We start from the raw sequence: 13,486 nt of genomic DNA on the forward strand, positions 1-13,486 counted from the left end.
AAATGAAATATACGAATCCTGTTTATCGTCCCCCATTTGAAGCCGATTCATTATTATTACAAGTTACAGTGGGATGTAGCCATAATCAATGTAGCTTTTGTACAATGTATCAGGATGTTCCTTTTCAGACCGAATCAATGGAACAAATCGAGAAAGATCTGGTAGAAGCAAGAAAAACGTATCCTAAAGTAAACCGGATATTTTTAGTGAATGCAGATCCCTTCGTCCTGAGTGCAAATAAATTAAAATTAATAGCAACTAAAATTAATGAAATCTTACCTGAAGTCAAAACGATAGCTATGTATGCTTCCATAAAAAACATAATCAATAAAACCGATGAAGAACTAAAGGAATTAAGAGCTTTAAAGATTAATGAGCTTAATATCGGTGTAGAGTCGGCTATGCCAGAAGTCGTTGAGCATTTCAATAAGGGTTTTACCATTGAGGAAGCAAAGGTACAATTAAATCGCTTAACCAATGCGGGCATAGACTTTAGTCTTAATATTATAATCGGAGCAGCCGGAAGCGAAAAAAGTTATGACAATGCCATAGCAAATAGCAAATTTCTCAATGAAATTAAGCCGTATCTTATATTTATCGCCACTTTACACATAGATGAAGGCAGTCCCCTTGAAGAAGAATTAAAAAAGGGTACTTTTAAAGAAAATACCTTGCGTCAAAATGTCGAAGAAGAAATTCTAATGCTAAGTGGACTTGATTTAAATGGTAGCTATTTCTATGGCCGTCATGTATCGAATATAATTCCGGTTTACGGGATGTTACCAGAAAAGAAAGAGGAAATGCTTACTACTTTAAAAAATGGTTTAAGCTCGGTTAAGGCTGAATACCTAGATGCTCATCTAAAAAAAGGCTCTGAAGGGAATATTATTTCAATACTTCGATAAGACCCGATAATTATCCACTAGCCCGAGCCATATCCGCTGGTAAGGGTAATTCAAAAATCATGGCTTGACCTGTTCGGGGGTGAAAGAAACTTAATTGGTTGGCATGTAAACAGTGCCGACCTATTTTCTTTGTTGAACCACCGTAAAGCTCATCTCCCACTAAGGGATGACCTACGTGGGACAAGTGAACCCTAATTTGGTGAGTTCTACCTGTTTCGGGGTTTAGTCGGAGCAAAGTACAGTCCCTGAAGTAATCTAAAACTTCAAAACAGGTCACGGCCCGCTGTCCATTGGCAGCCACCTGACGTTTGGTGGTTTGCCCGTCACATTTAACAATAGGCAGATCCACACGAGCTGTTCTAGAGACTACTTTCCCCTGTACCAAGGCCAGATAGGAGCGAGACAACATCTGCTGTTGTTTTTGTAAAAATAGTTTTTGCGCACTAAAGCTATTCTTGGCTATCAGCACCAGACCGGAGGTATTGCGATCGATTCGGTTAACAGCATGAAAACTGGCCTGCGGGTTATTCTTTAACCAATGATCCATCAGACCGTTAGCCAGGGTAGCTGTGGGGTGGGCCTTGGTGGGATGAACACAAATACCCGGTTGTTTGTTGACAATAACGATATCCGCATCTTCATAGATGATTTTTAAGGGTATTGATTCTGGTTGCAGGTATCGGTTTTTCACCGGAGTAGGGTAAACCAAGACAATTTCATCACCCGTAGACACTACCTTACGCCAAGTAACTGTTTGGCCGTTGCAGAGAATTTTGCCGTTGTTGCGTAGTTTTTTGAGGGCTCTTTCTGAAATATCTTTCGATCTAAGAAAGTCTTTAATGAAGATACCTGTTTCGGAGGTTGTTACCTGGAAAACGACTCGATTGTTATTATTTATAGTCAAAGAGAAGAACCTCCTACGGACTGGCATTAGGCTTTGTAGGTTTTTATTATAAACCCATATCGCCCATTTTTCATAGATTTTTCTCTAATCCACAGGTAAATCGCACCAACATGAAGGATTTTGCCAAATTATAGCGAATAGCAAACTGCAAAGGGTTTTAGGGGGGGCGACAATGTCCGAGCAGCCAAATAGGGTGGAGGTCGAGATTTTTGGTGAATACTTCACCTTAAGGGGCCACGAATCCCCAGAATATATGCGCATGGTAGCACAAATGGTTAGCAAGAAGATGCAGGAAATAACGCAGAGAAATCCAAAACTATCCATCAACAATGTGGCTGTTTTAACAGCGGTGAATCTGGTGGATGAGCTCCTAAAACTGAAGGAGCAGTATGATAACCTGTTGCAAATGATGGATCCGGACAATGTAGATTCCAGTAACTCATGAGCAAAATCATGAGTTTTATTTTTGGGCTAATCTCCCAATGATTGGGTCACAATAAGGGTGAATAAAGAAATGGAGCGTTGTCAATGCAGAATATAGAAATGGCCTGGATTTTCACCGAACTGTCCGATCTGCTGGAGATTAAAGGAGAAGATTTCTTTAAAATACGGGCTTACCGTCGAGCGGCCCAAGTATTAGCTAACCTTGAAGTTCCGGTCGCAGAGCTTTGTCGACGGCGTATTTTGTCTAAAGTCCCCGGAGTGGGTAAAGCCATCGAGGCAAAGATTAAAGAACTTGTAGATACCGGTCAATTGTCAAAACACCAAGAACTGCTGAAGGAAATTCCGCCAGGAGTACTAACCATTAAGCAATTACCCGGCATTGGAGCAAACCGTGCCAGGGTGTTGTTTCAAGAACTGGGTATAACGAGCTTGGATGAATTGGAACAAGCGGCAAAGGAACGCAGGGTACGCAGTTTGAAGGGCTTTAGTGCTAAACTGGAGTGGGATATTCTAAACGGCATTGAGATGGTGCGTAACCGCCAAGGAAGAACCCGACTTTCCGTGGCGCGGGAATTAGCAGCAGAACTGTTGGCTATATTCCAGTTGTTGCCAGGGGTGCGGCAAGTGGAAGTGGCTGGCAGTACTCGGCGCTGGAGAGAAACTGTAGAAGATTTAGATTTGGTAGCAGCTGCTGAGGAGCCGGCATTGATTTTGGACGCTTTGGCGACTCACCCCAGGGTAAAGGACGTAATCGAAAGGCAAAGTAATCGTATCCGAGTATATACCTGGTGGGGTTTGGCAGTGGACTTACAGGTGGTGCCACCCGAGGAATATATCTCTACCTTGCACCGCAACACTGGCTGCAAGGAGCATTATGCTCGATTACAGGAAGTTGCCCAAGCGAAAGGACTAAACCTTAATCATCACGGCATTAGAAATGCGGTTGGTGAAATAATACCTATCAAAGAAGAGGCAAATCTCTACGATGCCCTAGGGATGTCCTACATTCCTCCAGAATTGAGAGAAAACAGGGGCGAGGTGGAAGCTGCCCTAGCCGATAGACTGCCGAATCTAATTGAAGTGTCAGATATTAAGGGAGATTTGCATATACATACTACTTGGAGCGATTCTGCTATGGAATTGACAGACGTGGTCAAACACTGCCGGCAAAAGGGTTACACCTATGCTGCCATCACAGATCACTCTCGTTCCTTAAAGATCGCTAATGGCCTAGAACTGAACCGCCTACAAGAACAGCACCAAATCATTCGGGAAATGAACAAAGAGTTCAAGGATTTTACCCTGCTCACCGGCGTGGAAATGGATATTCTACCCAACGGGGATTTAGACTACCCCGATGAAATACTGGAGCAAATGGATGTGGTCATTGGTTCGGTCCATACTGCCTTTAAGCAGAGTAAAAAGGAGATAACCCATCGTATTACCAAGGCCATGGAAAATGAGCATGTGGATATCATTGCCCACCTGACCGGCCGTATCCTGGGACGTAGAGAGTCCTATGCCGTAGATGTGGAAGCTTTAATTGAAACCGCTGCTAAAACAGGTACCATTTTGGAAATCAACTCTTCCCCGGATCGACTGGATATTAACGAAGTCTATACCCGCTTGGCTAGAGATACCGGGGTTAAAATTAGCATTAATACCGATGCCCATGATATCAGACGTTTGGATGAAATGGCCTACGGGGTGGCGGTGGCTCGGCGAGCCTGGCTGGAACCCCAGGATGTGGTAAATACCCTTGAACTTGATGAACTGCGCGAGGTGCTGCGTTAATGTTAAAGCCGTTGCCTGTAGAGTTTTATGCCAGAGACACCACCCAGGTGGCGAAAGACCTGCTCGGTACCCTGCTGGTGCATAATACCCCGGAGGGCCTGGCCTTTGGCAAAATTGTGGAAACTGAGGCTTACCTGCAGGGAGATCCCGCCTGTCATGCTGCCAGGGGAATGACACCACGCAACAGTGTGATGTTCGGGCCACCGGGTCGGGTTTATGTGTATTTTATCTATGGCATGCATTATTGTTTTAATGTTGTCACCGCTCCCGCAGGAGTAGGAGAAGCGGTGCTGATTCGAGCCGTGGAACCCCTCGAGGGACTGGAGCTAATGCGCCAGCGCCGGGGCAGAGAGCGGCTTCATGAATTATGTGCGGGCCCGGCCCGGTTGGTGCAAGCCTTTGGCATTACCAAAGAGCACAACAAAGCCGACCTCACCAATGGGCCGCTGTTTATTGCAGCCGCTCAGGAGCCGCCACCGGAAATCTTTATTACCACCAGGATTGGTGTTAAAGAAGGTGCAGAACTGCCGCTGCGGTTTTATATTCAGGGAAATAAATTTATCTCTAAAAAATAGCCATTGGCCTAAAAATAAAAATCAAAAAGCTAAAGGCCAATGACAGATATCCTTAACCACAAGTAATTAAAGAAGGAAACAGAAAGGGGATTACTATGATGAAGCTAGAGCAAATATATGATCTTATTGTAAAAATGGGTATTGAACATGATCCCAGAGGCCAGGAAGCGGTTCAAAAACAGTTGGCTAAAGAGAAAAAGAAGATTGAAGATTTAAAGGAAGATGAAAAGAAAGAAGTGGATCCCGACCGCCACTTTAACCCCTACTCTGATACCAGAGTGCTTTACGGTGACTTAGACCGTGAGGTTAAGAGAATTCTCGTAGGGATAGATATGGAAATTGGGGAAGTCGTGCTGGCGGATCGACTGGGCGAGAAGGGGCGGCCAATCGATTTAATTATGGCTCACCACCCCGAAGGTAAAGCCACCGCCGGACTCTATGATGTTATGCACCTGCAGGAGGATTTACTGTACCAACTGGGTGTACCCATTAACGTGGCCGAGGGAATTATGGCTTCCCGCATTGGAGAAGTGCGTCGGGGACTGATGCCGTTAAACCATAATCGGGCGGTGGATGCTGCCAAACTGCTGGATATTTCCTTTATGTGCTGCCATACGCCAGCGGATAATATGGTAACCGAATATGTGCAAAAGAAAATAGATGAAAGTAACGCCGATACCCTGGGTGATATCGTCAAGGTACTAAAAGAAATTCCCGAATATGCCGAGGCTGTCAAAACCGGGGCAGGTCCTACCATTGTGGTAGGTTCCAAGGATCGCCGGGCAGGTAAAGTATTTGTCGATATGACCGGTGGTACCAGCGGTTCCCAAGACGCCTATGCTAAGCTAGCTGCAGCCGGAGTCGGTACCCTGGTGGTTATGCATATCGGCGAAAACCATCGCAAAGAAGCGGAGAAACATCATGTGAATGTGATTATAGCCGGCCATATGGCCAGTGATTCCCTGGGCATGAACTTACTATTAGACGAAATTGCCAAGCAAGGTGTAGAAATCCTCACCTGCTCCGGCCTAACCAGAATCCAAAGATAACTACGATTGTTACAATTGATTGGAGGTACCCCCATGACCCAACGACCCGAGTTGTTGGCGCCGGCAGGTAGCTGGGAAGCCCTGGTGGCAGCGGTGCAAAATGGCGCTGATGCTGTTTACCTGGGTGGTAAGCTGTTCAATGCCAGGCATTCAGCCAGCAACTTTGATAATCAACAGCTAGCAAGGGCAGTGGAATACGCCCATATCCGCGGGGTCAAAATCTATGTCACCGTCAATATTTTAATAGCGAATCATGAGCTGGAGGAAGCCCTGGGCTTCCTCCACTTCCTGCATAATATCGGAGTGGATGCTGCCATCCTCCAAGACTTGGGTTTGGCCAAGCTGGCCAAGGAGACGATTCCTGAATTGACCATCCATGCCAGCACCCAAATGACAGTCCACAATACCGCCGGTGTGCAATTAATGCAGCAATCTGGCTTCGACCGTATCGTCTTAGCCAGAGAGATGGAGCTAGAAGAAATTGCCGCTATTAAAAGGGAGACCGGAGCAGATTTAGAAGCCTTTATTCATGGGGCTCTTTGTGTCTGCTACTCCGGTCAGTGCCTGATGTCCAGTATGATCGGCGGCCGCAGTGGTAATCGGGGGAAGTGTGCCCAGCCCTGTCGGCTGCAGTACCAGTTGGTGGACGAGCGGGGGCGTAACCTGGCAGACCCCGCCCAGGTAGGCGAGTATTTATTAAGTCCCCGGGATATTAACACCAGTGCTCAGATTCCCCGGCTGATGGCAGCGGGGATTAACTCCTTCAAAATTGAGGGGCGTATGAAGAGACCGGAGTATGTGGCTACGGTAATCCGCACGTATCGGAATTTAATTGACCGAGCTTTGGCAGACAATGAAGGTTTCTTTGTGCAGGAGAATGAATCCAGAGAACTAGCCCAAATCTTTAACAGAGATTTTAGCCCCGGCTATTTCCTTGGTAACCCCGGTAAAGATTTGATGAGTTATAAACGGCCCAATAACCGTGGCGTGCGACTAGGGCGCGTCAAAGGCTTTAACGCCAAGCATAAAACCTTGGAAATCCTGCTGGAGGAACCCCTGCGGCTGGGAGATGGTATCGAAGTATGGGTTAGCGAAGGTGGTCGTACAGGCATTGAAGTTAGCAGTATGCTGGTATACGGCAAACCCGCTGAATATGCCGAAGCCGGTACACTGGTTGGCTTAGCCATCCCTGGTAAAATCCGACCCGGTGACCGAGTTTTTAAAACCCACGATGCTGCGTTAATGGAACGGGCCAGAGAAACCTTTACTTCCAGCCGGGAAACCAAAAAAATTCCCCTGGAATTTTTCGTCAGGGCTAAAATCGACGAACCCATGTATATGAGAGTTACCGATGATACTGGCTTAACCGCTGAAGGTCACAGCGATGAGGTAGGGCAGGAAGCAGTGAAACGACCCTTAACCAGGGATTTCTTGCAGGAACAATTGGATCGGTTGGGGAACACGCCCTTTGCCCTAGGAGAACTGCAAGTTGATTTACAGGGTAATGTAATCCTGCCGATGCGGGAAATTAACGAACTGCGCCGCAGCGTGTTAGCCGATTTAGAACAAAAGAGAGCAAGACACCAGCGGCGTTCTGGTGTGGCAGAACATATTTTTCGGGAGCGCCTGCAGTACTCCTTAGGGGAGCTTGCCACTATGGCAGAACCGAAACAAACTCAGCCTAAGTTGGCTGTCAATGTAACCGATTTTACTTCCCTGGAGGCTGCGGTTAGCTACGGTGCTAATATCGTTTATTTTGGCGGAGAAAGTTACCGTTCCAAAGGAATTTTAAAACAAAAGGAACTGGAAGCAGGGCTGGAGTTTTGCCAGAAAAACGGTGTAGCTTTGGTGCTGAACTCTCCGAGAATCCTCCATGATCAGGAACTAAAGGCCTTTACCTCCCTATTGGAGGGAGTCAAAGAACTACCCTTGGACGGAATTTTGGTGGGAAATCTGGGGCTGCTTAAGCTGCTTAAAGATTACAGCGATAAACCGGTGATTGGCGATTTTACTCTCAATGTTTTTAATTCCGCCACCCTGCATTATTTAAAAGAGCAGGGAGTGGAGCGGGCGGTTTTATCCCCGGAATTAACAATGCGACAAATTCAGGAGCTAGCGGGCACCACACCGATGCCTTTAGAAGCTATTGTGCAGGGGGCACTACCACTTATGAACACCAAATATTGTCCGGTGGGCAGTATCCTAGGGGGATTAAGCACCGGGAAAAGATGTTCCGGGCCTTGTCATAGCAAAACCTGTGGTCTAAAGGACCGGATGGGTTTGGTATTCCCCCTTGAGGTGGATCAGTATTGCCGGATGCACTTGTTTAATGCCAAGGAACTTTGCGTCATTGAAGATGTGCCGACCCTGCTGGAAGCAGGCATCTCGGTGCTGCGCGTCGAGGCCAAAAATAACGATCATGGTTACGTAGCCAAAACCGTGAATTATTACCATAAAGCCATCAACCGCTACCAACACGGTATCCGGGACGAACGGAAAGATAAAGAGGCCAAAGAAGATTTGGCCGGAATTAGCACCGCCGGCATCACCAAAGGACATTATTACCGGGGAGTCCTATAAGGAGCTAGTATATGGAACGTACCTTAAAACGTTTGGAATTTGATAAAGTATTAGAACGGGTGGCAGCCTTGGCCCAGTCCGAATTAGGACAGCAAAGGGTTTTGGAACTGGTGCCCAGCACCGACCCGCTGCAAATTAAACGCTGGCAGGCTGAAACCACCGAAGGAAGAGACTTGCTGCGCTTAGAACCACTGGCGGAACTAAGCGGCTGGCATGATATCAAGGGAGCCCTCAAGAGGGCTGCCCGCTTTGCTGTGCTCTCAGCGGAGGAACTGTTTGCTGTAGGAGAAACCCTAGCAGCTTCCCGCCAGGTAAAGAAGTTTTTTAGTGAAAAGAGTGATCGTTACCCGTTAATGGCCGAGATTGCCGAGGCTTTAATTAATCAAGCGCAGTTGGAAAAAAACATTCTTCAGGCCATTTTGCCCGGCGGTGAAATTGCTGATGATGCCTCCCCGGAATTGCAGCAGATTCGTCGGGGGATCAGTCGCTCCCAAAACCGCATCCGGGAACGCATGGAAAGTATTATCCGCTCCAGCGATAACCAAAAATATTTACAGGAACCCATTATCACCATTCGTAATGACCGTTATGTAGTACCGGTAAAACAGGAGCACCGCAACCAAATTTCCGGCATTGTCCACGACCAATCGGCCAGTGGTGCCACTCTGTTTATTGAGCCCATGCCGGTGGTGGAAGCCAACAACGAAGTACGGCAGTTGATGGCCAGGGAAAAACAGGAGATTCTACGGATTCTGGCGGAACTATCCAGTGGTGTCAGCGCGGTGGCCGAAGAAATTGCTACCGCCCTGGAGGCGCTGGGCGAACTGGATTTTATTATGGCCCGAGCCCGCTATAGTCTAAAGATAAATGCCTGGAGTCCCAGAATTATCGAAGGGGCTAAAATAGATATCAAAAAGGGCCGTCACCCACTACTTCCTGGTGACGCAGTGCCTGCCACCATTTCCCTGGGTAAGAATTTCAAAACCCTGGTAATAACCGGACCCAATACCGGGGGGAAAACCGTAACATTGAAAACCGTGGGGCTTTTTGCGCTGATGACCCAAGCTGGTCTGCATCTTCCGGCCGAGGCAGGTACGGAAATGGGTGTTTTTCGGCAAGTTTTTGCCGACATTGGCGATGAACAAAGCATTGAACAATCCCTCAGTACCTTTTCCTCCCATATGACCAATATTGTGAGGATTCTCGATCAAGTTGGTGAAGGATCTTTGGTGCTGATGGACGAGTTAGGCGCGGGCACCGACCCTACCGAAGGGGCTGCCCTGGCCCGGGCTATTTTGGAGAAACTGTATAGCCGGGGAGCCTGCACCATCGCCACCACCCACTACAGTGAATTAAAGAACTATGCTTATACCACACCCGGTGTGGAGAATGCCAGTGTGGAGTTCGATGTGGAAACGCTGCGCCCAACCTACCGCTTGCTTATTGGGCGGCCCGGTCGTAGTAATGCCTTTGAAATATCCTTACGACTTGGTTTAACCCCGGATATCATCGACCAAGCCCGAAACTTCCTGACCACCGAGCAGGTACAGGTAGCGGATTTAATCAACAAGCTGGAACAAACCCAGCAGGCAGCGGATAAAGATCGAGAAGAAGCGGCAGCTTTGCGCCGAGACAGTGAGAAGCTGCAGGAAAGATACCGTAAACTGGAAGAAGAACTGAGGGTCAAGCGAGAGAGCATTTTGGCCAAGGCCCAGGAACAGGCCAGTAAGTTGGTACGACAATCCCGCTTGGATGCCGAGGAGGCTGTAAAGGAGTTACGAACCAAGCTGGCCGAGGAAAGCGGCAAGAGCCGGGAGGAAGCCATTCATCAGGCACGCAACAAACTGCAACAGGTTACTTCAAAGGTTGCGGCCAAAGTCCCGGAACGGACAGGTACTGGCGATATACCTCGGCAGGTAAAATCCGGAGAAGAGGTGTTCCTGCCGAAATACAACCAGAAAGCTTATGTGGTTAGTGTCTCCGGTAGCAATGTGCAGGTGCAGGTGGGCATTATGAAGATGACGGTGCCCTTGAAGGAACTTCGCATCGTAAAAGAAGCCCGAGTTACCACCGGGGAGAGTAAAGTGGGCAAGGTTCTTATGGATAAAGCCCAGAGCATCGGTACCAGTTTAGACCTTAGGGGAATGACTGGTGATGAAGCACTGCTGGAGATTGAAAAATATTTGGACGATGCTTTTTTGGCAGGCCTCAGCCGCGTCATTCTAATCCATGGTAAAGGTACCGGGGCACTTAGGGCGGCAGTGCAGCGGGACTTAAAAAATCATCCCCGGGTAAAATCCTTCCGACTGGGAGAGACTGGGGAAGGCGGTACCGGAGCTACGGTGGTTGACTTGAAATAAAGCCGATATCAAAGGCAGGGTGTTGTCAGACAAATCGACAGCACCCTGCTTGTTTTAATTTTATGTATTTGTGATGTAATAAAAATGTAAGGTTTCCCATGGCTGATGGTAATTGACAGATGGTATTAGGGGGAGTATATTTAATGTATACTAAAAAGGTATAGATTAAATATATCTTACAAAAAGGGTACTAAACCATAAACTTACTTTTATTCTGGAAATGAACGTGATACTTTAGAGACTAAAGGACAAGCTGAAAGGAGGCAAGTTGCGAATTGTTACTTTTAGAAAAACTCGGCTTACGCCATACCCTAAAGGGCACGAGAGTCTTTAGACGTAGGCGGAAGACTTAGTTTTTCTTATACTTTCGTCAATGGAAATTTTATACTTTCTGAAAGTGTAAAAGGCAGCGGAGCTTGAGAACTTATTTTAATAACTGATTAACCATTAGGGGGGAAACCCATGAGTGAACTATTACTGGCCAGATGGCAGTTTGGTGTTACTTCGCTCTATCACTTTATCTTTGTTCCACTTACCTTAGGGTTATCCGTTTTGGTGGCCATCATGGAAACCATGTATGTGCGGACAGGGAACGAAACCTATAAAAAGATGACCCAATTCTTTGGCAAACTGTTTCTCATTAACTTTGCCATGGGTGTGGTCACCGGTATTGTCCAAGAATTTCACTTTGGGATGAACTGGTCGGAGTATTCTCGTTTTGTGGGCGATATTTTCGGTGCTCCTTTGGCCATTGAAGCGCTGTTGGCTTTCTTCCTGGAGTCTACCTTTCTGGGGATTTGGGTCTTTGGCTGGGATAAATTGCCGAAGAAAGTGCACGCCTTGAGTATTTGGATGGTAGCCATTGGCAGCAATTTATCTGCCCTGTGGATTCTAATTGCTAACTCTTTTATGCAGGAACCGGTGGGTTATGTCCTGCGCAACGGCCGTGCGGAAATGACCGATTTCTTTGCTCTGATTACCAATCCTCATGTATTTTATCAATTTCCACACACTGTATTAGGTGGTTTTTGTACCGGTGCTTTTTTTGTCCTGGGTATCAGTGCTTATCATTTATTACGCAAAAACCAGGTAGACTTATTCCGACGCTCCTTTAACATCGCATTGGTATTCGGTTTTATCAGCGTTCTGTTGGTGACCACCGTCGGTCACACCCAGGGGCAGTACCTGGTAAAAACGCAGCCTATGAAAATGGCTGCGGCAGAGGCTCATTGGGAAACCGCCGATCCCGCACCCTTTAACGTGCTGGCAGTGGTGGATGAGGCAAACCAGAAGAACTCCTTTGAAATCTCCGTTCCCGGAGTACTGAGCTTCATGTCCTATAATAGCTTTAGTGGTGAGGTAAAAGGTTTACGGGATCTACAGATTGAAGCCGAGGCTCAGTATGGCCCAGGGAACTATATTCCTCCGGTAACTTCGATTTTCTGGAGCTTCCGCATTATGGTGGCAGCCGGTGGCTGGATGGTACTGATAACCATGCTAACCTTATATCTGTGGAAAACCGGTAAGCTGGAAGGTACACCTCTGGTACTCAAGGCACTGCTTTGGAGCATTCCAGTTCCCTATCTGGCTAATTTCACAGGTTGGTATATGGCCGAAGTGGGTCGCCAGCCTTGGATGGTCTATGGACTACAAAAGGTGGAGAATGCTGTATCCCCTGCCGTATCTGCGGGAGAAATTCTGACCACCCTGATTGGTTTTACCGTGATTTATGGATTGCTGGCTGTAGCTGATTTCTACCTGCTGGTAAAATTTATCAAACAAGGACCGGATGAACCGGTAACTGTGGGTGCTCAGAAACCTTCCCCGAAGGAGGTGTCTTTATGGACTTAAACATCCTCTGGTTTATTCTCGTGGCAGTCCTGTTCATTGGCTTTTTCTTTCTCGAAGGGTTCGATTTTGGCGTGGGTATGTTGTTGCCCTTCCTCGGTAAAAACGATAACGAACGACGGGTCATTATCAATAGTATTGGTCCGGTGTGGGATGGTAATGAGGTTTGGCTGATAACAGCCGGCGGTGCTTTGTTTGCCGCCTTTCCCAACTGGTACGCTACACTGTTCAGTGGTTTTTACCTGGCATTGTTCGTTATCTTGGTTGGTTTGATCGTTCGTGGCGTAGCCTTTGAGTTTCGTAGCAGCGACCGCAATCCCGCCTGGCGTAATCTTTGGGATTGGATGATCTTTGTCGGAAGTTTTCTCTCTGCCTTGCTCTGGGGTGTGGCGGTCACCAATCTGCTGCAGGGAGTACCCATTGATGCCAACATGCAATATGTAGGCGGCTTCTGGAATTTGCTGAGTCCCTATACCTTGGTGGGCGGCTTGACCACCTTGCTGGTCTTTACTCTGCACGGGGCCTTGTTCCTCACCCTGAAGATCGAAGGTGATATGGTAGAGCGTGCCCGTCGAGTTGCAACCAGAGTTGGTCTTGTGACCATTCCAGTGGTGCTGGTGTTGGCACTTTTAACCTACGTCAATACCGATTTGTTTACCAAAGCTGGTGCTGCGGTAGTCTTTGTGGGTTCCGCTGTCTTTCTGGTTTTAGCTTGGCTGCTGCTTAAGAGCGGTCGCAATGGTTGGGCTTTCATTGCCAACGGATTAACCATTGTATGCTTTACTGCGGCCATGTTCTGGGGGTTATTCCCCCGGGTAATGGTTTCCAATCTAAACCCCGACTGGAGTCTAACCATTTATAATGCTTCTTCCAGTCCCTACACCTTAAAGGTCATGACCGTGGTAGCTCTCACCATGGTTCCCATTGTCCTGCTATACCAAGCCTGGACCTACTGGGTGTTCCGCCACCGGGTAACAGATAAACATCTCCATTATTAGAAAGCACAATCTATACTCAGTTTGCCTGC

The 13,486-nt window shown here is 47.4% G+C and carries 10 protein-coding genes; 9 read left to right on the top strand and 1 reads right to left on the bottom strand.

Annotated features, from left to right (window positions below):
- Positions 1–2 precede the first annotated feature (2 nt).
- Positions 3–905: a radical SAM protein gene (locus tag BUA78_RS02165; RefSeq protein WP_072910643.1), complete on the top strand. Its 903-nt coding sequence runs from the start codon at positions 3–5 to the stop codon at positions 903–905.
- 10 nt (positions 906–915) lie between these two features.
- Here the strand turns inward: BUA78_RS02165 and BUA78_RS02170 are convergent, their stop codons facing one another.
- A complete protein-coding gene (locus BUA78_RS02170) occupies positions 916–1,809 on the bottom strand; it encodes an RluA family pseudouridine synthase (protein WP_238456682.1) in 894 nt (297 codons plus the stop codon).
- 172 nt (positions 1,810–1,981) lie between these two features.
- Here BUA78_RS02170 and zapA point away from each other — a divergent pair, with 172 nt between their 5' ends.
- From zapA to cydB, 8 genes are all read left to right on the top strand, one after another.
- A complete protein-coding gene (zapA, locus tag BUA78_RS02175; RefSeq protein ID WP_072910645.1) occupies positions 1,982–2,254 on the top strand; it encodes a cell division protein ZapA in 273 nt (90 codons plus the stop codon).
- 83 nt (positions 2,255–2,337) lie between these two features.
- Positions 2,338–4,047: a DNA polymerase/3'-5' exonuclease PolX gene (gene polX, locus BUA78_RS02180; RefSeq protein WP_072910646.1), complete on the top strand. Its 1,710-nt coding sequence runs from the start codon at positions 2,338–2,340 to the stop codon at positions 4,045–4,047.
- The gene (locus BUA78_RS02185; RefSeq protein ID WP_072910647.1) at positions 4,047–4,622 is read left to right on the top strand and encodes a DNA-3-methyladenine glycosylase; all 576 of its coding nucleotides are present in this window, start codon (positions 4,047–4,049) and stop codon (positions 4,620–4,622) included. Before polX ends, BUA78_RS02185 begins: the two co-directional genes overlap by 1 nt.
- A 98-nt stretch (positions 4,623–4,720) precedes the next feature.
- A complete protein-coding gene (locus BUA78_RS02190) occupies positions 4,721–5,671 on the top strand; it encodes a Nif3-like dinuclear metal center hexameric protein (protein WP_072910648.1) in 951 nt (316 codons plus the stop codon).
- Positions 5,672–5,704: 33 nt separating this feature from the next.
- Positions 5,705–8,251, top strand: coding sequence for a U32 family peptidase (locus BUA78_RS02195; protein WP_072910649.1), 2,547 nt, complete (start codon positions 5,705–5,707; stop codon positions 8,249–8,251).
- 11 nt (positions 8,252–8,262) lie between these two features.
- A complete protein-coding gene (locus tag BUA78_RS02200) occupies positions 8,263–10,611 on the top strand; it encodes an endonuclease MutS2 (RefSeq protein ID WP_072910650.1) in 2,349 nt (782 codons plus the stop codon).
- A 462-nt stretch (positions 10,612–11,073) separates the two neighbouring features.
- Positions 11,074–12,462 carry a cytochrome ubiquinol oxidase subunit I gene (locus BUA78_RS02205; RefSeq protein ID WP_072910651.1) on the top strand — a complete coding sequence of 463 codons (1,389 nt, stop codon included), beginning with the start codon at positions 11,074–11,076 and terminating at the stop codon, positions 12,460–12,462.
- Positions 12,453–13,457: a cytochrome d ubiquinol oxidase subunit II gene (cydB, locus tag BUA78_RS02210; protein ID WP_072910652.1), complete on the top strand. Its 1,005-nt coding sequence runs from the start codon at positions 12,453–12,455 to the stop codon at positions 13,455–13,457. The genes BUA78_RS02205 and cydB overlap by 10 nt, the downstream gene beginning before the upstream one ends.
- Positions 13,458–13,486 lie beyond the last annotated feature (29 nt).

The organism is Desulforamulus aeronauticus DSM 10349 (assembly GCF_900142375.1).
GTDB classification, from domain to species: domain Bacteria; phylum Bacillota; class Desulfotomaculia; order Desulfotomaculales; family Desulfotomaculaceae; genus Desulfotomaculum; species Desulfotomaculum aeronauticum.